The organism is Janthinobacterium fluminis, from assembly GCF_028595325.1.
GTDB classification, from domain to species: Bacteria; Pseudomonadota; Gammaproteobacteria; order Burkholderiales; family Burkholderiaceae_D; genus Janthinobacterium; species Janthinobacterium fluminis.
Map to the genome: position 1 here is coordinate 381,206 of NZ_JAQQXR010000001.1, position 20,860 is coordinate 402,065.

The 20,860-nt window shown below is 65.7% G+C and carries 15 protein-coding genes and 1 pseudogene; 12 read left to right on the forward strand and 4 right to left on the reverse strand.

Translation table 11 applies throughout. The features are described from left to right. Window positions 1-125: 125 nt before the first annotated feature. Together OIK44_RS01785 and OIK44_RS01790 are read left to right on the forward strand one after the other, a co-directional pair. A pseudogene (locus OIK44_RS01785) lies at window positions 126-888 on the forward strand (transposase); the annotation flags it as partial. A 249-nt stretch (window positions 889-1,137) separates the two neighbouring features. Beyond that, window positions 1,138-4,257: a DUF748 domain-containing protein gene (locus OIK44_RS01790; RefSeq protein WP_273668938.1), complete on the forward strand. Its 3,120-nt coding sequence runs from the start codon at window positions 1,138-1,140 to the stop codon at window positions 4,255-4,257. Between the two features lie 71 nt (window positions 4,258-4,328). Here the strand turns inward: OIK44_RS01790 and OIK44_RS01795 are convergent, their stop codons facing one another. From OIK44_RS01795 to OIK44_RS01805, 3 genes are all read right to left on the reverse strand, one after another. Then, window positions 4,329-5,903 carry an oleate hydratase gene (locus OIK44_RS01795; protein WP_273668939.1) on the reverse strand — a complete coding sequence of 525 codons (1,575 nt, stop codon included), beginning with the start codon at window positions 5,901-5,903 and terminating at the stop codon, window positions 4,329-4,331. A gap of 217 nt (window positions 5,904-6,120) precedes the next feature. Further along, entirely contained in the window at window positions 6,121-6,708 is a 588-nt protein-coding gene (locus OIK44_RS01800; RefSeq protein WP_273668940.1) for a GNAT family N-acetyltransferase, read from the reverse strand. Between the two features lie 122 nt (window positions 6,709-6,830). After that, a complete protein-coding gene (locus tag OIK44_RS01805; RefSeq protein WP_273668941.1) occupies window positions 6,831-8,525 on the reverse strand; it encodes a SulP family inorganic anion transporter in 1,695 nt (564 codons plus the stop codon). A 210-nt stretch (window positions 8,526-8,735) separates the two neighbouring features. Here OIK44_RS01805 and msbA point away from each other — a divergent pair, with 210 nt between their 5' ends. Beyond that, complete coding sequence (msbA, locus tag OIK44_RS01810; protein WP_273668942.1) at window positions 8,736-10,583, forward strand: lipid A export permease/ATP-binding protein MsbA; 1,848 nt, start codon at window positions 8,736-8,738, stop codon at window positions 10,581-10,583. A gap of 32 nt (window positions 10,584-10,615) precedes the next feature. Here the strand turns inward: msbA and OIK44_RS01815 are convergent, their stop codons facing one another. Next, the gene (locus tag OIK44_RS01815; protein WP_273668943.1) at window positions 10,616-10,948 is read right to left on the reverse strand and encodes a flagellar basal body protein; all 333 of its coding nucleotides are present in this window, start codon (window positions 10,946-10,948) and stop codon (window positions 10,616-10,618) included. Window positions 10,949-11,194: 246 nt separating this feature from the next. Between OIK44_RS01815 and OIK44_RS01820 the strand changes: the two genes are divergently transcribed. The 9 genes from OIK44_RS01820 to OIK44_RS01860 all read left to right on the forward strand — a co-directional run bounded on the left by OIK44_RS01820 (window position 11,195) and on the right by OIK44_RS01860 (window position 20,860). Next, on the forward strand, window positions 11,195-13,186 hold the full coding sequence (locus OIK44_RS01820) for a TonB-dependent receptor plug domain-containing protein (RefSeq protein WP_273668944.1): 1,992 nt from the start codon (window positions 11,195-11,197) through the stop codon (window positions 13,184-13,186). Window positions 13,187-13,201: 15 nt separating this feature from the next. Continuing rightward, window positions 13,202-13,744, forward strand: coding sequence for a molybdopterin-dependent oxidoreductase (locus OIK44_RS01825; protein WP_273668945.1), 543 nt, complete (start codon window positions 13,202-13,204; stop codon window positions 13,742-13,744). Then, window positions 13,741-14,280 carry a nitrogen fixation protein NifQ gene (locus OIK44_RS01830; RefSeq protein WP_273668946.1) on the forward strand — a complete coding sequence of 180 codons (540 nt, stop codon included), beginning with the start codon at window positions 13,741-13,743 and terminating at the stop codon, window positions 14,278-14,280. The genes OIK44_RS01825 and OIK44_RS01830 overlap by 4 nt, the downstream gene beginning before the upstream one ends. 235 nt (window positions 14,281-14,515) lie before the next feature. Next, a complete protein-coding gene (locus OIK44_RS01835; RefSeq protein WP_273668947.1) occupies window positions 14,516-15,637 on the forward strand; it encodes a dienelactone hydrolase family protein in 1,122 nt (373 codons plus the stop codon). Between the two features lie 118 nt (window positions 15,638-15,755). Further along, window positions 15,756-17,420, forward strand: coding sequence for an NYN domain-containing protein (locus tag OIK44_RS01840; RefSeq protein ID WP_273668948.1), 1,665 nt, complete (start codon window positions 15,756-15,758; stop codon window positions 17,418-17,420). A gap of 450 nt (window positions 17,421-17,870) precedes the next feature. Next, window positions 17,871-18,557: a hypothetical protein gene (locus OIK44_RS01845; protein ID WP_273668949.1), complete on the forward strand. Its 687-nt coding sequence runs from the start codon at window positions 17,871-17,873 to the stop codon at window positions 18,555-18,557. Between the two features lie 50 nt (window positions 18,558-18,607). Next, window positions 18,608-19,195, forward strand: coding sequence for a C39 family peptidase (locus OIK44_RS01850; RefSeq protein ID WP_273668950.1), 588 nt, complete (start codon window positions 18,608-18,610; stop codon window positions 19,193-19,195). Between the two features lie 337 nt (window positions 19,196-19,532). Further along, window positions 19,533-20,210: a phasin family protein gene (locus OIK44_RS01855; RefSeq protein ID WP_273668951.1), complete on the forward strand. Its 678-nt coding sequence runs from the start codon at window positions 19,533-19,535 to the stop codon at window positions 20,208-20,210. Between the two features lie 164 nt (window positions 20,211-20,374). Beyond that, window positions 20,375-20,860: a carboxypeptidase regulatory-like domain-containing protein gene (locus OIK44_RS01860; RefSeq protein ID WP_273668952.1), complete on the forward strand. Its 486-nt coding sequence runs from the start codon at window positions 20,375-20,377 to the stop codon at window positions 20,858-20,860.

Sequence of the window (20,860 nt, forward strand, 5' to 3'; positions counted from 1 at the left end):
CTGACGCCTCAAGCCCTCGCAGTCCGCCTCCCCCTGTGCCAATATAATTTGAGACATCTACCCGATTAAAAACGAAGTCGAGCCTCTGCGGGCCAAGCTGGTCAAAGCGGACTTGTTCAAATTGCGCGCCGGCGGCGATCCATGCCCAGTTGCTCGACGAGGGACGTTATGTGGCCTCGGTGCGCACCATGTACCGTCTGTTGCAAGGTTGTGCCGCCGTGCGCGAGCGCCGCGGCCAACTGCGTCATCCCGAGTACGCCAAACCGGAACTGCTGGCCGTGGCGCCCAACCAAGTCTGGAGTTGGGACATCACGAAATTGAAGGGGCCGATCAGGGGCACCTGTTTCCATCTGTATGTCATCCTCGACATCTTCAGCCGCTATGTCGTCGGCTGGATGGTGGCCGAGCAGCTCATCGCCGACAGCGCCGCCAAGGAATGCATCGCGCCGGGCGCGCCGACCTTGCATGCCGACCGTGGCAGCAGCATGCGCTCCATGCCGGTGTCTACGTTGCTGCGCGGCCTGGGCATCGCCAAATCGCACAGCAGACCCTACGTCTCCGACGACAACTCATACTCGGAGGCGCAGTTCAAAACCATGAAATACCAGCCAGGCTTCCTGGCACGCTTTGGCTCGTTCGCCGACGCGCGCACACTGCGTCCAGTTTTTCGCGTAGTACAACCAGTAGCACCGCCATTCCGGTATCGACATGATGACGCATGAGGGCGTTCACACCGGCCGCGCCGCCGAGGTTCGTAAGCGACGACAAGCCACGCTGGAAAACGCCTTCCAGCGCACCCCGAACCGCTTCAAACACCGCATGCCGCAGCCGCAGAAGCTGCCTGAAACCCGAGACGTAGACTCTCATCGATTCAACCAGGTGTTTTAAAATCATTGACACGCACCGATCGCAGCTCCACCTTTCGCATTGCCGGCAGGCGAGCGGGGCCGCTTCGATACATGCTGAGCCGAACAGCACCACTAGTTATCAGCGATAATACTGACTTTTACACTATGGACCGTCTGTGCCGGCGCCGGGAGCGCTTGCAGGCAGTTCATTCAGCTGTTGGATATAATATTTATACTAGTGCGATGGCTCCGCGGCGCGCTGCGGTCATTGTCGATAATAAGGAAAAACATGGCAAATCCATCGCCCCCCCGCCGGCCTCTGCGCGCTTTGCGCTGGCTGGGCTTTACCCTGCTGACCGTACTGCTGTTGCTGGGCGCCGCATGGCTGGCGTTTCCGCCGCTGGCCAAGCATTTGACGGAGCAGCAAATCGAAACCCAGCTCGGCCGCAAGGCCAGCGTCGGCGCGCTGGCCTTCAATCCCTTCACCCTCGTCCTGGACGTCGCCGATTTCACGCTGTACGAGCAGGACAAGACCAGCGCCGCGTTCTCGGCGAAGGCGCTGACGGTGAACGTGGCGCCTGCCGCGCTGTTCCGTCTGGCGCCGCTGCTGAGCGAAGTCAAGCTGGTCGAGCCGCGCCTGCACATCGTGCGCACAAGCGGCGACGGCGTGGGCCGCTACAATTTTTCCGACGTCATCGAACGCGTGCTGGCGATGCCGAAGAGCGAGAAGCCGACGCTGTTTTCCGTCGCCAATATCCAGTTGGAGAATGGCGCGATCAAGTTCGACGACAAGGTCACCGGCAAGCAGGTCAATATTGACGGGCTGCATATCGGTTTGCCCTTCGTCTCGAATTTCCCGGACAAGGTCGACACCTTCGTCCAACCCCGCCTGTCGGCGAAGGTGAATGGTTCCCTGTTCGAGTTGAAGGGGCGGGCGAAGCCGTTCGCCGGCAGCCAGGACACCACGCTGGCGCTGGATATCGAGCAGCTCGATCTGGCCAGCTATGTGTCGTTTTCGCCGGTGGCCCTGCCGTTGGCCTTGCAGAGCGCGATATTGTCGACCAAGCTGGACCTGAGTTTCGTGCGCAAGCAGGACAAGCCGGAGCTGGTGTTGTCGGGCACGGTCAAGCTGGCCGATGTGGCGCTGTCCGACCGGGCCGCCGCGCCGCTGCTGAAGGCGGCGGCGATCGAGGTGCAGTTGCGTAAGGTGGACGTGCTGGCCGGCGCCGTCGCCCTCGACAAGCTCGAATTCTTGCAGCCGCAAGTCTGGCTCAACGCGACCGGCGACGACACGGTCGGCGCGGAGCGCCTGAGCCTGGAGAACGCCAGCGTCGACAGCGCCGCCCGCACCGTCAGCGCCGAGGTCTTGCGCCTGGCCGGCTTGCAGGCCGAGGTGCGCCGCGACGCCAAGGGTAAATTGAATGTGCAGCAGTTGTCCGCCAGGTTCGGCGGGGCGGGCGGCGCCGAGCCGGCCAAGCCGGCCGGCCCGGCCTGGGTGACGACGCTCAAGCAGTTCGCCGTGAGCGATAGCGTACTGGCCTATGTCGACAACAGCGTGAAGCCGGCCGTCAAGGTGCGCGCCGACGAGTTGAATTTGACGCTGGACGACATTTCCAGCCAGTTCGACCAGCCCTTGAAGCTGGCGCTGCGCACTCAGCTCAACAAGACGGGCAAGCTGGCGCTCGACGGCAGCATCGCGCCGCAATTCAAGGCCATCGACCTGGACATCGACGCGCAGAGCCTGCAAGTGGCGACCTTGCAGCCGTATTTCGCCGATTACCTGAACGTGACGCTGGCCTCGGGCCAGGCCAGCAGCAAGGGCAAATTGGCGCTGGTGCTGGCCAGCGGCAAGCAGGAGACGAGCACGGCTTACCGCGGCACGCTGCGGCTGGCCAATGTGCGCATGCTCGACAAGGAAAACGCCGCCGACTTCCTGAAGTGGCGCGCCCTCGACATCAGCGGCATCAACGTCAAGCTTGGCGGTCCGCGCCAGGACGTGGCGATGGAAAAAATCGCGCTCAGCGATTTCTACGCGCGCGTCATCCTGTCGGACAAGGCCAAGCTGAACCTGCAGGACATCGTCGTGTCCAAGAATGCGCCCGCCGGCGCGCCGGCGCCGTCGCTGACGACGGCCGCGCCGAGCGCGCCGCTGCCGAAGGCGGGCGCCGCCGCCACCGAGCGCGTCGTCGCCGCGCCGGCCCCAGCCAAGGCCAACGCGCCGGTGATCCGCATCGGCCAGATCGTCGTCAAGGGCGGCAACATCAATTACACGGACAACTTCGTCAAGCCGAACTATACGGCCAACATGACGGGCATGAACGGCACCGTCGGCGCCATCGCCTCGGACAAGCCGCAGCCGGCGCCGCTGGACTTGAGCGGCAAGATCGACAATGACGCGGCCGTGGCCATTTCCGGCACCTTGAATCCGCTGTTTTCGCCGATGTTCCTCGACATCAAGGCCAGCGCCAACGGCGTCGAATTGCCGCGGCTGACGCCTTACGCGGCCAAGTACGCCGGCTACGCCATCGAAAAGGGCAAGTTGTCGATGGCCGTCAGCTACCGCGTCGAGAACGACAAGCTGCTGGCGCAAAACGATGTGCGCATCGACCAGCTGACCTTCGGCGACAAGATCGACAGCCCGACGGCGACCAAGCTGCCGGTGATGCTGGCGGTCGCGCTGCTGAAGGATCGCAACGGCCAGATCAACATCAACCTGCCGATATCGGGCACGCTGTCGGACCCGGAGTTTTCCGTGGGCGGCATCATTATGCGCATCTTCCTGAACCTGATCGTCAAGGCCGTGACGTCGCCGTTCGCGCTGATCGGCGCGGCCTTCGGCGGCGGCGACGAACTCGGTTACGCGGAATTCGCGCCCGGTTCGGCGGCGCTGACGGCGGCCACGCAGAGCAAGCTCGACTCCATCGGCAAGGCGCTGACGGAGCGACCCGGCCTGAAGATCGACCTGATCGGCCGGGTCGACCCTGCCAGCGACGCCGACGGCGTGCGCCAGCAAATCCTGCGCGGCAAGCTGAACGCCTTCAAGCGCAAGGACTCGCTCGACAAGGGCGGCGAGACGCAGGCGGAAGACGCCGCCGTGACGGACGCCGACAAGGAAAAATACATGGGTAAAGTGTACGCGGCGCAGAAATTCGACAAGCCGCGCAACGCCATCGGCTTCGTCAAGAGCTTGCCGGTGGCCGAGATGGAAAAGCTCATCCTGGCCAACACGCCCGTCACCCAGGATGCCCTGCGGGCGCTGGCCAGCCGGCGTGCGGAGGCCGTGCGCGGCTATTTCGAAAGCAAGGGCAGTATTCCGGCCGAGCGGATCTACCTGATCGCGCCGAAAATGACGGTGGACGGCATCAACGACAAGGGCGCGCCGAACCGCGTCGACTTCGCGTTGAAATAGCCGGCGCGGCCTGAAAAAACCGGGTACGGGCGCCGCGTCCCGTCCCCGGTTTTATATAAGGCGCAGGCGGATTATTTAAACGCCTTGATCACCGCATCCAGTTTCACCTTCAGCGAGTGGTCGTGCTGGCTGATGGGCGGCACTTCGCGTTCGATCTTCAGCAATTCATACACCGCCATCTGCGCGGCGCGCACCGAGTACTCCACCGTAAACACGACATCGTCCGGCACTTCGACGAACTGGCTGACGAACGCCAGGTTGGTCGAATTGCGCGGCACCGGCAGCGGCCGGTCGCTAAGGGCGCGCGGCATGAACATGCTGGTGATGTAAGGCATGCGGCAGGGGATGCAATTGGCCTGTGCCATGGTCGTGTCCATGTCGAAGTTCAGGTGGCCGCACAGTTCGCGCAGGATTTCCTCGCCCGTGCAGTCGGCCATCGGCTTGGCGACGAAGTTGCCGATGCGGTCGGGGTGCAGCGCATAGCCCCAGAACACCTGCACGCCGTCCGGCTGGCCGGCGAAATGCGGCTGGTGCGCCAGCACCACCGACATGAACCAGTTGGAGTCCTTGAACGTCACCAGGCCGCCCGTGCCGGCGCGGTTGCCGGTGAATTTCTCCATCTGGTCGAAGAAGGCCGTGTCCTTCAGCGTCGTCGTGAACGAGTGCCAGTACGATTCCGGAATGCTGGAATTGAACGCGGCCGGCCGGCCGAATTCCGGGCTGATCTGCGCCAGTTTTTCCCACAACTGCCAGCCGCCGCTGTCTTGCTTGGTGTGGCGCGGCGGCGCGCTGTGCATCGAGCCGTAGGTCGAGGCGTCCGTCATCGAGGCGTTCTGGAAGAACACCAGGTCGCCCTCGGCCACGTCGACGAGCTCGTCGCGTCCGTCGCGCCGGCAGTAGATGCCGGTGACGCTGATCTTGCTGTCCACGGTTCTCAGCTGGAAATCGGTGACGGTGCAATCCATCACGACCTTGACGCCCTGCGCCTGCAGCCAGGCCAGCAGCGGCCGCACCAGCGAGTCGTACTGGTTGTAGACGGTGCGCTTGACGCCGGCCAGCGTTTCGATGCGCGAGAACTCCATCATGAAGCGGTGCAGATAGCGCTTGAACTCGACGGCACTGTGCCAGGGCTGGAAGGCGAAGGTCGTGGCCCACATGAACCAGAATTCCGTCTTGAAGAAGTCCGGCGAGAGCCAGTCGGTGATGCAGGTGGTGCCCAGCGTTGCCTCGTCCGCCTCGCTCAGCTTGAGCAGCTCAAGCCGGTCCTGCATGCTGAAGCCCATGCTGCTGACGTCGACCTTGAAGCGGTTCTGGTCGACCAGGCGCGCCATCGAATGCGGGATGTTGACCTTGTTGAAGGCGATGGTTTCGTCGTAGACGCTCTGGCCCGGGTGTTCCAGCGAGGGCACGGACTTGAACAAGTCCCAGGTGCATTCGTAGTTGTCGCTGGTGAGCATGCGGCCGCCGCGCAGCGTGTAGCCGTGCTCGGCGTTGCCGCCGCCGTCCAGGCTGCCGCCGGACAGGGACGACGCCTCGAAGATGGTGATGTTGCCGCCGGCAATGCCGCCGTCGCGTATCATGAATGCCGCCGCCGACAGGGAACCGATGCCGCCGCCGACCAAATAGGCTTTGATGTTCTTGTTCATACTATTCCAATGCAATGAAGGCGCGTATTGCTACTGCGTCGCTGGAAACCTTGCGATTCGGTATGAACCGCAATCCAGGCTGAATTTCATTCTAGCAAAGCGAATTTCATGAAAATTGAACGGATACTCTAATACAGGGGGCGAATTGCCATTTTGTCCGCAGAAAGTCGGCATTATTTGATTTGGATCAAAATAGGCCGGCGCCATTGTGATGGTCTTAGCGTTGCGAGGCGGGCAGCAGGGCGTCGACGTCATCGAATGAGGACGGCTCTTCGTCGCGGCGGCGCTCAAAGTGCAGTACGTCGTGCCAGCTGCCGTGCATGCGCATGCTGCGGGCGCTCTTGCCATAGAGGCGGAAGTCATTGCGCTCCATCACGCGCTGCGAGCCGGTGTTGGCGGCGCGCACGTCCGCCTCAATGCGCCACAGGCCGATGGCGCCGAAGCCTTCGCGCACCGCCAACTCGACGGCCCGCGACGCGTAACCCTGGCCGCCCGCCTGTTCGGCGATCCGGTAGCCGAGCGCGGCCTTGTTGAAATAGCGGCGGACCACGGCCGTCAAATTGACGCGGCCGACGATGCGTCCGCCGACCTTGGCCAGGAATTGGTAAGCGACGTCGTTGTCGCGCTCGCGCGCGGCTTGCTCGATGGCGGCGCGCACGGCGGCGATGTGATAGTAACCGTCGCTGCGGGCGTTGATCCAGGATTCGAAATAGGCGCGGTTGTCGGACTCGAAGGCCAGCAACTCCTCGGCGTCGGCCAGGGTGGGCGGGAAAATCTGCAGGGATGCTGCGGTGCTTGTCGGCAAGCTGGACTCCAAGTAGGGGCGGGCGGGGCGCCGCGTTGCCGTATGTTGCCACAGCCGGGGACAGACCACGATTTTCAAGAAATTATTTCTTGAAAATCGTGGTCTGTCCCCGGCTGTCCGCCTCAAGGCCGCGTCTCGGCCGGGGCCGCCGCGATTTCTTGCGCGTCGGCGTCGCGCACGCTGGCGCGGCACATCGCCAGCGCCTGCGTCAGCGTCGCGCAGACGTTGTCGCGCCCCACCAGCGCGACCAGCTTGGCCTTTTCCAGCTTGGCCATGACGCGCTCGTTCGGCCCCGTCAGGATCACGCGCACGCCGCGCCGGTGCAGGTCCAGCACCACGTCCTCCAGCGTTTGCAGGCCCGTGATGTCGATGAAGGGCACCCAGCGCAGGCGGATGATCAGCACGTGCGGATCGGTGTGGGTGATGGCCAGCACGCGCTCGAAGTTCTCCACCGCGCCGAAGAACAGCGGCCCCTCGACGGCATACACCAGCACGCCGGGCGGCAGCTGGTCGAAGCCCTGGTGCGCCAGCTCCTGGCGCAGCTCCTGTTCGCCGAGCGCCTGCACCTCGACGCTGGAGGCCATGCGCCGCATGAAGTGCAGCGTCGCCAGGATGACGCCGATGTTGACCGCCACCACCAGGTCGGCGAACACGGTCAGCACGAAGGTCACCAGCAAGATCAGCACGTCGGCGCGCGGCGCCCGCCACGCCATCTTCATGAAATGCGCCAGGTCGCTCATGTTCCAGGCCACCACGAACAGGATCGCCGACAGCGCGGCCAGCGGCACGTGCACCGCCAGCGGCGCCAGCAGCAGCACCACCAGCACCAGCGTCAGCACGTGGACCAGGCCGGCCAGCGGGCCGCTGCCGCCGTTGCGGATGTTGGTGGCCGTGCGGGCGATCGCGCCGGTGGCGGCGAAACCGCCGAACAGCGGCGCGACGATGTTCGCCAGGCCCTGGCCGATCAGCTCCTGGTTCGAGTCGTGGCGCGTGCCGGCCATGCCGTCGGCCACCACGGCCGACAGCAGCGACTCGATGGCGCCCAGCATGGCGATGGCGAAGGCCGGGCCAATCAGTTCGATCACCCGCACCAGCGTCACGTCGGGCACGCGCCACGCCGGCAGGCCCTGCGGAATGCCGCCGAAGGCGCTGCCGATGGTGGCCACGCCTTCGCAGTGGAGCAGCGCCTGCGCGCTGGTGGCGAACACCAGCGCCACCAGCGGGCCGGGCAGGTGGCGCAGGCCGGGCAGGCGCGGCGTCAGCAGCAGCAGCGCCAGCGACAGCGCGGCCAGCGTCGTGGTGGCCGGGTGCAGTTGCGGCAGGGCCTGCAGCAGCAGCCACAGCTTTTCGTGGAAATGCCGGGCCGCGACGCCGTGCAGGCCGAAGAAGTCCTGCCACTGGCCGACCCAGATGATGACGCCGATGCCGGCGGTGAAGCCGACGATGACGGGGGAGGGGATGAACTTGATGACGGCGCCCATGCGGCACACGCCCAGCAGCAGCAACATGCAGCCGGCCATCAGCGTGGCGATCTGCAGGCCGTCGATGCCGTGTTTGGCGGTGATGCCGCCGAGGATGACGATGAAGGCGCCGGTCGGCCCGGCGATCTGCAGGCGGCTGCCGCCCAGGGTGGAGACGATGAGGCCGGCGACGATGGCCGTGTACAGGCCTTGCTCCGGCTTGGCGCCGCTGGCGATCGCGAAGGCCATCGCCAGCGGCAGGGCGACGACGCCGACGATGACCCCGGCGACGATGTTGGGCAGCCAGTGGGCGCGGCGCAGCAGGCCGGCGCGGTGTGCTTCAAGCAGTGCAATCATGGTGTGCAGGCATTTTTTCGCGACTAGCCATCTTAATCCAGGGGGCGGCGCGCCGCCATCGAATGGCGTAACGGTGCGGCCTTTTTACCAGCGGCGCAACATCCGCCTGCCGCGCGGCGCGGCAGCCTCGCCCGCGCCTCCGCATTTCGGCAACGGAAGCGCCGCCAGGTGGTTACAATGTAGCCTTTCTTCGATCGTCCGGTTCGCCAAGTGCAAAGTCGCCAACTGTATTTCCGCCTGCTCCAGCAATTTCGCCCCTATAGCGGCGCCGCCGTCGCGACCCTGTTGGCGGTCGCCATCGCCTCGCTGACCGACGTGCTGCTGATCCGCCAGTTGCAGAACGTCGTCGACGCGCTGCGTCCGGCCGCCGAGACGGCGGCCCTGCCCGGCGCCCACCTGGGCGCCACCGGCCTGCTGGGCATGGTGCAGGGCTGGATCGGCGCCGTGCTGCCGAGCACGCCCGCGCAACTGGCGCTGTGGGCCATCCCCGCCATCATCGTCGGCCTGTCCGTGGTGCGCATGCTGGCCAGCTTCGCCGGCGATTACGGCTCGGCCTGGCTCAGCAGCCGCGTCCAGGCCAATCTGCGCGAGGACATGTTCGCCCGCATCCTGCGCCTGCCCAACAGCTTCTACGACCAGTCCTCGACCGGCACCACGCTGTCGCGCGTCGCCTACGACGCCAGCCAGGTGTCGCAGGCCGGCCTGAACATCGTCAACGTGATGGTGCGCGACTCCGTCGCCACCGTCGGCTATCTGGTGTCCCTGTTCAGCATCGACTGGCAACTGGCGCTGTTCTGCCTCGGCCTGCTGCCGCTGGTGGCGGCCATCGTCACGCTGGCCGGGCGCCGCCTGCGCCGCCTGAGCCACAGCGCCCAGGCCGCGATGGGCGAGCTGACCCACGTGCTCGACGAGAGCATAGGCGGCCAGCGCGTCGTCAAGATTTTCGGCGGCCAGCAGTACGAGCAGGCGCGCTTCGCCGGCGTCGTCAAGAAGAACCGCCAACTGGCCGTCAAGCACGCCTCGACGGCGGCGCTGAATTCCGGCGCGATCATGCTCTTGGTCGGCATCACCCTCTCCTCGGTGATCTACTTCGCGCTGCTGCGCGCCAAGCTGGGCGTGCTGTCGCCGGGCGCCTTCGTCGCCTTCATGGGCTCGCTGATGGCGATGCAGTCGCCGATCAAGAATCTGACCAAGCTCAACGAACCGCTGCAGCGCGGCCTGGCCGCCGCCGCCTCGGTGTTCGGCCTGATCGACATGCCGGCCGAGCCGGACAGCGGCAAGGCCGGGCTGGAGCGGGCCAAGGGCGGCATCGCGCTGCGCTCGGTCGGCTTCCGCTACGACGCCGCCGACGGCGACGCGGCGCCGGCGCTGGACGGGGTGTCGCTCGACATCGCGCCCGGCGAAACCATTGCCCTGGTGGGCAGCTCGGGCAGCGGCAAGACCACGCTGGCGAGCCTGCTGCCGCGCTTCTACGACGTCGGCAGCGGCAGCATCCTGCTCGACGGCGTCGACCTGCGCGAGGTGCAACTGGCGGCATTGCGGCGCCAGATCGCCCTGGTTAGCCAGGACGTGGTGCTGTTCAACGACACGCTGGCGGCCAACATCGCGTATGGCGACCCGGCGCCCAGCCAGGAGAAGATCGAGGCGGCGGCGCGCGCGGCCTATGCGCATGAATTCATCGTGCGCCAGAGCCAGGGCTACCAGACCCAGGTCGGCGAGAACGGCCTGCGCCTGTCGGGCGGGCAGCGGCAGCGCCTGGCGATCGCCCGCGCCATTTACAAAGATGCGCCCATCCTGATTCTGGACGAAGCCACCAGCGCCCTCGACACCGAGTCCGAGCGCGAAGTGCAGGCGGCGCTGGACGTGCTGATGCAAAACCGCACCACCGTCATCATCGCGCACCGCCTGTCGACGATTGAAAACGCCGACCGCATCGTCGTCATGGAGTCCGGCAAAATCGCCGAAATCGGCCGCCACGCCGAGTTGCTGCAGCAAGGCGGCCTGTACGCGCGCTTTTACCAGACGCAGAAACACCAGGGCGCGGCCGTCAAATCGTAAGGCCGGCGCCAGGCCCCGGCGCGCCAGCCGGCTCAGGCGCGGATATCGAGCAGGCTGCCCAGCGTCGCATCGGCCGTCTTGACGACCTTGGCCGACAGATTGACGCCCGCCTCGTAGACCAGCGCGTCGGTGATTTCCTTGGCCACGTCGACGCCGTTGGCCTGCGCCGGATTGGCGCTGGACAGGCTGCGCCCCTCGACCGACAGGCTGACGCCGCCGCCCGCCGGGCTGCTTTCCTGGAACGCCGCGGCCTGCGGCTGGAAGCCCGCCGTGCCGACGTTGGCGACATTGTGCGCGGACACGTCGAGCGCGCGCTGGTTGGCGTTGAGGCCGGAGACGCCGGCGTTGAGGGCGGAAATGGACATTTAGTTTCCCTTCAGGAATATCGGCAAGTGTACTCCTTTGTCCGCGGGAATGCGCCGCGAAGCCGCTAAACATGTCGTAAATCAAGTTTTTGCGCAAGGCGCCTTGAGGTCCGCTGTATACCTGGGTATATTGCGTTGCTCGCGCAAACTTTGCGCGAAATCAACGCAGGTCGGCCACTTCCCCGGTCTGTTTTTTTGCACTGCGCTATATAACTATTTATACAGCGCACCGATGGAGATGTCAGCATGCCGCAACACACTATCCCCGGCGCCGCCCGCAAGGCCCTGGCCGCCGCCATCCTGCTCGCGCTGGGCCCGTCGTGGGCGCTGGCCCAGACCACGCCGTTTGAACTGGGCAGCGTCACCGTCGTCGGCCAGCGCGCCGCCGTCGGCGCAGTGGGCGAGGACCAGGTCGCCTCCGTTGTCGAGCGCGCCGACATGCGCCGCTTCAACCGCGACAACGTCGGCGACGCCCTCAACCTGCTGTCCGGCGTCACCCTGTCGACCAATTCGCGCAACGAAAAAACCATCGCCGTGCGCGGCTTCGACTCGCGCCAGGTGCCGCTGTTCATCGACGGCATCCCCGTCTACGTGCCGTATGACGGCTATGTCGATTTCAACCGCTTCAGCACGGCCGACCTGGCCGCGGTCCAGGTCGCCAAAGGCTTCAGCTCGGTGGCCTACGGCCCGAACACGCTGGGCGGCGCCATCAACCTGATTTCGCGCAAACCGCGCGCGGCGCTGGAGGGCGACGTCTCGGCCGGCCTCGCCTCCGGCCAGGAGCGGCAGATGTCGGCCAACGTCGGCACCAACCAGGGCCTGTGGTATCTGCAGGCGGGCGTGTCGGCCATCCGCGGCGACGGTTTCCCCATGTCGTCCGACTACCGTCCCACCGCCAGCGAGGGCGGCGGCATGCGCGACAACGCCTTCCGCAAGGACAGCAAGATCTCGCTCAAGGTCGGCCTGACGCCCAAGGGCGGCGACGAATACGCGCTCAGCTACTACAAGCAGGATGGCGAAAAAGGCCAACCGCCGTCGACCGTGCCGTCGGCGGCGCGCTACTGGAAATGGCCGTACTGGAACAAGGAAAGCCTGTACTGGGTGTCGCGCACGGCGCTGGGCGCGTCCGAGCGCCTGAAAGTGCGGCTCTACCTGGACCGCTACGACAACGCCGTCGATTCGTACAAGGACGGCAGTTACACGACCGTCAAGAGCAGCGGTCCGGGCAGCCTGAGCACCGGCCGCAGCGTCTACAACGACCGCAGCAACGGCGGCTCGGTCGAGCTGGAGTCGTTCCGCTTCGCCAGCCACACGCTGCGCCTGGTCGGCCACTACAAGGCCGACGAGCACAAGGAACTGGACGGCAACGGGCGCAACACGACCACCTTCAAGGACACGCTCGTTTCGCTGGCCGGCGAAGACACCATCGAACTCCAGCCCGGCCTGAGCCTGTCGCTGGGCCTGTCGCGCCACCAGTTGCGCCCGGACAGCGTGTTCAGCCTAGGCAACGCCTACACGCTGCCGGCGACGGCGACGGCGAACGACGCCCAGGCCGGCCTGTTCTACGACTGGAGCGCCACGGCGCGGCTGTACGCCAGCGTGGCGCGGAAAACCCGGCTGCCGACGCTGAAGGACCGCTACTCGCAGCGCCTCGGCACCTATATCGAGAACCCGGCGCTGCGCCCGGAAGTGTCGCTGAACTACGAGCTGGGCTACCAGGGCAGCCCGTGGCGCGGCGCCAAGGCCGAGGCCGCCGTCTTCTACAGCGACATCGACGACAAAATCCAAAGCGTGGCGAACGTCGCCGGCAACCGCGCGCAGATGCAAAACGCCGGCCAGGTGCGGGTGGCCGGCGTGGAACTGAGCTTGCGCGGCACGCTCGCGCCGTGGCTGGAACTGGGCGGCAACTATACCCTGACCGACCTCAAAAACGTCAGCGCCGCCGCCGTCAAGGTCACCGACATTCCGCGCCACAAGATCACGGCGCACGCGCTGCTGCGTCCGGCCGCTGGCGTCGAGGTGATCGGCTTCGCCGAGCACAACAGCGGCCGCTGGGTTGGCAACACGCTGGAACTGGCCGGCTTCACGACGCTGAATCTGAAAGCCATCTACCGGGTCGCCCAAGGCGTCGCGCTGGAAGCGGGCGTGGCCAACCTGACGGACAAACACTACGCGCTGGCCGACGGCTTCCCCAGCGCCGGCCGCACCTGGCTGCTCAACGCCAGTTATTCGTTCTGATAGAGAGGAAACACCATGCGCCATACCTTATGCGGCATCGCCGCCGCCGTCGCCCTGATGCTGGGCGGGCCGGCCCATGCCGAACACAAACCGGCCGACCCCTCGGTCTACGTCACCCACAGCATCAGCGTCGGCGGCGCCGTCGAACACCCGCTCCAGCTCAGCGTCGAGGCCTTGCGCGAGTTTCCGCAGCACGCGGTGCGCGAAGTGGGCTTGATCTGCCAGTCCGGCGCCAACATGGGCAAGCTGGAAAATTTCAAGGGCGTGCGCCTGCGCGACATCCTGGAAAAAGCCGTGCTGGCCAGCTCCGGCCACAACAGCGTCAAAAGCATGGCCATCATCGCCACCGCCAGCGACCATTACAAGGCGGTATTTTCCTGGGCCGAGCTGTTCAACTCGGAGATCGGCGACGGCGTCATGGTCTTCTTTGAAAAGGACGGCAAGGCCCTGGGCGACGAGGAAGGGCGCATCGCCATGGTGTCGATGAAGGACACGCGCACCGGGCCGCGCCACGTCAAATGGCTGCAGTCTATCGAAGTCAGAAAGCTGGCCGAATGAGCGGCCCGGGCGGCGGCGACGACGCCATCTTCGAGGCCGTCGCCGGCACGGTCGGGCAGGCGCTGGCCGGGCACCTGCCGGGCTTCGCCTGGACGCTGGGCTTGCCGCAGGCGGTCCTGCTGGCGCTGCTGGAGCGCGGTTACGCGGAACCGGGCGCGCTTGAGCCGCTGCCGGAGCGCCAGTACGCCGCCATCGTCGCCGGCGCGCCGCCGGCCTTCGCCGAACTGCTCGGCCTGCTGCGGGCGAACCGCTCGGCCGACGCCGACGCCGTGCGCGTCGACTGGCTGGCCCACGCGCTGGCCACGGCCAGCCTGGGCAGCCGCCACCTGTGGCAAGACCTGGGGCTGAGCGGGCGCGAAGCCGTCTCCGCGCTGCTGCGCCGCCACTTCCGTCCCCTGTACGAGCGCAACACCGCCAACCTCAAATGGAAGCGCTTCCTGTTCGCCGAACTGGGCGCGGCCCAGGGCAAGCCGGGGCTGCGCCCGCCCGGCTGCGGCGGCTGCGAGCAATTCGCCGCCTGCTTCCCGGCCGCTTGAGGGCACACAGCCGGGGACAGACCACGATTTCCGCGCAATATTGCGCGGAAATCGTGGTCTGTCCCCGGCTTTCCTCTAAACGAACTCATGTACGAAAGAGTTGCCGCAACTGGCGTTTTGATATTGCCTTCGGGAATACCGCTGCATAGAATCAAGAAATTGCCTCAGCAGCCATGATACGGAGCGCATCATCATTCGTCGCCGACCACAACGCCGTCACCTGGCCCTGGCAGCCGTGCTGTGCGGCCTGCTGACGCCGTCTTCGGCCTTCGACCCGGTGGTCATCCTGGACGGCCGCCTGAACGAGAAGATCGTCATGGTGCCGGCCGGCCCGGACGGCGAGGTCTTGCTGGAAACGACGCTGTTCCGGCCCAGCGGCGCGGGGCCGTTTCCGCTGCTCGTCATTAACCACGGCAAGCAGGCCGGCAACCCCCATCTGCAGCAGCGCGAGCGCTTCATCCACATGGCCACGGCCTTCGTGCGCCGCGGCTACGCGGTGATGGTGCCGATGCGCACCGGCTTCGCCCGCTCGACCGGCGTCTACACGGACTTCGGCTGCGACATGACGGCCAACGGCTACGCCCAGGCCGAGGACGTGCTCGATGCCATCGACTATGCGCGCCGCCAGAGCTGGGTCGACGCCGACCGCATCGTCGTCGCCGGCCAGTCCTACGGCGGCCTGGCCAGCATGGCGCTGGCGGCGCAGGACGTGCCGGGCGTGCGCGGCGTGCTCAATTTCGCCGGCGGCCTGCGCATCGACGGCGGCGTCTGCGACTGGCAGTCGGCGCTGGTCAAGGCATTCGCCAACTTCGGCGCGAAGAACCAGATCGCCAGCCTGTGGATGTACGGCGCCAACGACTCCTATTTCGGCCCGAACCTGGTCGGGCGCATGTACCGCTCCTTCGTGCACTCCGGCGGCACGGCGACCCTGCGCGCCTTCGGCGCCTTCAAGCGCGACGCCCACATGATGCTGGCCAGCCGCGACGGCGAACAAATCTGGCTGGCCGAAACGGAGCGCTTCCTGCGCCGCATCGGCATGCCGACCGAGCAGGTGTACGCGGTCGATGAAGCGGCGCCGCCGCCCAGGACCGACTTCGCCGCGCTCGGCGACGTCGCCGCCGTGCCCTTCCTGCCCGACAGCGGCCGCGACGCCTACCGCGCCTTCCTCGACAGGATGACGCCGCGCGCCTTCGCGCTGTCGGCCAGCGGCGCCTGGGGCTGGGCGGAGGAGGGCGAGGCGCCGGACCAGCGCGCGATCGCCGCCTGCCAGGTCAAGAGCAGCCAGCCGTGCCGGCTGTACTCGGTCGACGATTATGTGGTGTGGCCGGCTGGTATGGCCGCCGGCGGCACGGACTGAGGGGCGCCGGCTTTTCGCCGCGGCTTTGTGGCGCGCCGCGCCGTCTGCGCGACGCCGCGATGTTGTTGGGTATAATCACCGCTGCAAGCCAACCTATCTTTAGAGAATAACAAATCATATGGCGTCCTCCCCCGACAACCTCAGCATGGCAGTGTTCTGCGACTTTGAAAACGTCGCCCTCGGCGTGCGTGACGCGAACTACGAAAAATTCGATATCAAGCCCATCCTGGAACGGCTGCTGCTCAAGGGCAGCATCGTCGTCAAGAAGGCTTACTGCGATTGGGATCGCTACAAGAGTTTCAAGGCCACCATGCACGAGGCCAATTTCGAGCTGATCGAGATCCCCCATGTGCGCCAGTCCGGCAAAAACTCGGCCGACATCCGCCTCGTCGTCGACGCCCTCGACCTGTGCTACACGAAGTCGCACGTGAACACCTTCGTCATCATCAGCGGCGACTCCGATTTCTCGCCGCTGGTGTCGAAGCTGCGCGAGAACGCCAAGCAGGTGATCGGCGTCGGCGTCAAGCAGTCGACCTCGGACCTGCTGGTGGCCAACTGCGATGAATTCATCTTCTACGACGATCTGGTGCGCGAGAGCCGCCGCACGGCCGCCAAGCGCGACGCGCGCGAAGCCCCGGCCGCCAAGCGCACGCCGGACGAGGAAATCCGCCGCAAGGAAAAGTACGAGACGCGCAAGACCCAGGCCATCGAGATGGCCGTCGAAACCTTCGACGCGCTGGTGTCCGAACGCGGCGACAGCGGCAAGATCTGGGCCTCGATGCTGAAAGAGGCGATCAAGCGCCGCAAACCGGACTTCAGCGAATCCTATTATGGCTTCCGCACCTTCGGCAACCTGCTGGAGGAGGCGCAGGCGCGCGGCCTGCTGGAATTCGGCCGCGACGAGAAGTCCGGCGCGTATGTGTACCGCAGCAGCGGCCTGGCGGCCAATGTCGAGGCGCTGGCCGAGCAGCCGGTCGAGCAACTGGCTGTGGACGCGGCGGCGCCGGCGGATGCGCCTGAACCGGGCAACAGCGTCGGCGGCAGCAACGCCGGTGGCGGTGGCGGCAAGCGCGAATCGCGCCGCAACGGCCGCGGCGGGCGCAAGTCCGCCGATTCCGGCCGCAACGAGCGTCCGGCGGCGGCGAACGGCCGGCGCGGCCAGGGCGGGCCGGCGGCGGCTGTGCTGGCGCAGTCGGTGGAATCGATGCAGGTGTTCGACCTCGAACAGGCGCGCGAGCTGGAGCTGGAAGAGCGCGAGTTGGCGCCGGTAGCGGCCCAGCCGGCCGCCGGCCAGCGCGAACCGCGCCGCAACGGCCGCGGCGGACGCAAGGATAAATCCGCGTCGGGCGGCAACCGCAATCAGGCGGCGGCGCCTGTCGAGGCGGCCTTTGAGCCGGTGTTCGACATCGAGCACGTGGTCGAGGTGGTCGAGGCCGAGCCGGCCGAGGCCGCGCGCGAACCGCGCCGCAAGGAACGCGGCGGGCGCAAGCCGAAAGCGGCCGCGAACAGCAAGGGCGCGCAGCCGGCCGAGGCGGCGCAAGCGGTCGACGTCGTGGCCGTGCCGGAGCTGCCGGCCGAGGACGCTGTCGTCGAGAGCAAGCCCGCAGCCAAAGCCCGCGCGGCGCGCAAGCCGGCGGCCCGCAAAGCCAAGTCGGACGTGGTGCCGGAAGTGCCGGTGGCGCAGGCCGACGCCGACGAGACGCCCGCGAAGTCGGCCGACAAGCCGGCGGCGCGCGCGCGCCGCTCGCGCAAGGCCGAGGTCGCGCCGGACAGCGCGGAATGAGCGCCCGGCGCCGTTAAACGCACGCACAAAACCAGCGCTTAGCCGCTGGTTTTTTTTCGTCCTCCGGCATGGCTTGCGGTAAGCGGGCGGCGATATCGACAACGCCGCCGGCCGCGTGCGAAGCGGATTATTCTGCCTGGTGATTTTTGGCGTGAATCTCCCTGGTATGTATTGTTGTCGGGCGATAAATTCAAATTTGGCGGCGGTAATTTCTATATAGCGAAATTAAATTGATTTGCAGTAAAGCCAATAATAAATTAGGCACAATCCGAAGTCTCTTGCATTGGAATCTCGGTACAATTCATGCGGGCCTGCAGGGCTGCGCGCGCTTGGGCGGCCGATTGGCTTGAGCTATGTATTTGAATTTCAACCGGATACGAGGAGAAATCAATAATGCATTCCAGTCGCAAATCGCATCGCGTTTCCGCCATATTATTCGGCGCCGCCGTCATGCTGGCCGCCGCACCCGTCCTGGCGCAATCGGCCGCCGCGCCGGCGGCGCAGCCGATGGCCGATATAAACCAGGCCCAGGCGGCCGGCCTCGCCGCCCGGCGGGACTTTGCCCAGTTCGTCCAGCACAATCTGCGCACCCGCCAGGCAGGCTTGCCGGACGGCTTTCCGCTCGACATCAACGATATCCAGGACTTGCAAGACGCCAGCGTCGGCTACGGCTTCCAGGTCTACACCCTCGACCCGCAGGACATCGTCGCCGGGCGCGCCGCCTTGCACAGCATGGTCAAGCCGACCGGCGTCTGGCGTTTCATCATCCGCCTGCATGACAGGCCGATCGGCCTGGCCACGGTCGAGCAGAGCGCCGGCGCCTGGACCACCGTGGCTTACGGCGGCGCCGTGCTGTCCAAGGACGTCGACGCCCTGATGGCCTTCCACGGCAATGCGCAACGTTCCAACCTGCGCTTCGTCCGCGTTTTCCAGGCCCAGTCGGATTTCCTCGAAGTGCAGTCCGGCGCCGACGCCAAGGTGCGTTTCGCGCCCTTGCATTCGGCGCGGGAATCGCTGTTGCTGCAGCAGCGCGCGCAGAAAACCAATGGCGCCGGCGCCGACGGCCTGCTCGACGCCGCCGACATCCTGGAGCCGCTGCGCGCGGCGGTCAAGACCAATATGGACGCTTTCCGCTGAGCGCGTAGCCGCTTCCGGCCCCGCATTCGACTTCATTCGAGGACAATCAGATGAAACAACTTCCTAGCCGCATCGTCGTCGGCGCCAGCCTGTTGCTGGCGTTCCAGTTCGCCCACGCCCAGACGCGCACCCTGAATATTGCTTTGGTCACCCAGGAGCATAGCCAATGGTGCTGGGCGGGCGCCAGCCGGGCGGTGCTCAATTTCTATAATAAAAACCCCAGTCAATGCCAGATCGTCAATTGGGCGTTCGGCTTGAATTACGCCTGCGGCAATAGCAACTTCAATTGGAATAGTAATGCGAACCAGCCGAATAATATGTACGGCAGCAATGGCAGCGTGCAAAACATATTAAAGGCGTGGAGCGTGCCGAATACCGCGTACAGCGTGGCCTCGTCGTGGAACAGCGTCGTCGCCGATATCAACGCCAACCGGCCGTTCGTGATCCGCTACGGCTGGCGCAGCGGCGGCGGCCATATCATGGTGGGGCGCGGTTATGAGACGGCGAACGGCAGCAACTACATCTACATCATGAACCCGTGGCCGGGGGAAGGGCAGACCTACCGCAGCTACAATTCGGCGGTGTCGGCCTCCGACCACCAGTGGACCCACACCCAGCGCATGAACATCAACGGTTAGAACGGCTTCGGCGGCTTTGGGGACAGACCACGATTTCCAAGAAACTATTTCCTGAAAATAGTTTCTTGGAAATCGTGGTCTGTCCCCAAGTTTCGTGGCGGCGCCGCGCTGGCGGAACGCGCACCACACCTTTGATTAAGATCATATCTGCCCCGTCTCGCTAACGTAGTCTTGTGTCTCGTGCTGCAGACGTGTCGTCCAGCGGACCAAGGACGATGCTGTTTTCACCGCGTGCAGTCTCGGCAACGCGACCTTCGGCATTGTCCGATAGGTGTGCCTGTCTCGCAGTACCGAAAGCAAACCCATCCCATCACCGACTATTTTTTTCGAGGCATTTATGTATCCATTCAATCGCTCTGTCACACCGGCTGCCAAGACCCATCTGGACGCGCAGCTGTCTTTTTTTAACGCCATGTCCAAATCGCTGTTTCGCTCGGCCCAGCAATTCACCGATCTGAATATGCAACTGGTTCAAACGCTGCTGGAGGAAACGACCTCGGCCAGCCACGAGATGATCACCGCGGAACAGCCGACGGAACTGTTGAACGCGGCCGCCGCCCATGCCCAACCGGCCGCCGGGAAGGTGCGCGCCTATCAGCAGCATGTGTCGCGCCTGGCCGCCGATACCCAGGTCGACCTGGCCAAGGTGGCCGAAGAGCATGTGTCGGAAACGAGCCGCACCGCCAAGGCGCTGGCCGACGAAGTGGCCCGCGTGGCGACCGAGGAAACGGAAAAGAGCATGCGCAGCCAGCAGGACGCGATGAAACGTTTCGCCGACCCGTTCGAGCAATTCGCCGACGGCATGCAGCACCGCCAGGTTCGGGGCAATGAAATGCGCGGCAGCGAAAACCTGCAGAGCGCCGGCCAAGGCGGCATGGAAGGCCGCGAAGGCCAGGGTTCGATGCAAGGCGGCAGCGCCCAGGGTTCGGGCATGCATGCGAGCGCCGCCCAGCAGGCCGCGCAGCAAAGCGCCGCCCAGGCCGGCAAGCAGCAGCCCGGCGCCCGCAAAGAGTAATGACCTCGCGGGCCATGCGCGGGCATGGCCGCCAGCGCCCGGCCGACTGTGGCCGGGTTTTTTTTTGCGCCGTCGCAGCGGGGCCGGCGCGGAACTGGCGCCGCGCCACGGCATCCAATGTACAAGTTTGTCATCCTCGTACACCTTGGAAGGAGTGCCGGACCATGAAAGCGAAATTTGCACTATTGATGGCTTGCGGCGTGGCCTGCGGCGCCGCGCTGGCGCAGAGCGGCGCCGCCGGCAGGGATGTCGCGGCGCACCTGGCGCCGACGACGGAAAACGGCGTCACCTATCTGTGCGGCGGCATCGGCTCGACCGAGGCCGCGCAAATGAAGCGCGACGCCTCGGCCTATAACCTGATGCTGACCTTTGCCGAGAACACGGGCGCCTACCTGGCCAACGTCGGCGTCAACATCAGCGATGCGCGCGGCAACACCATCCTCGAGACCACTTGCGACGCGCCCATCATGCTGGTCAATTTCCCGAAGGCGGGCACGTACCGGGTCAAGGCCGAGGTAGACGGCCATCCGTTGAACCGCGTCGTCAGGGTGAGCGGCCGCGGCCGCCACAGTGCCGTCTCGATGGTGTGGCCGAGCCGGCTCATCGAGCCTGCGCCGGCCGGCAATTTGCAGGGCGCGCTGGCGCCTTAG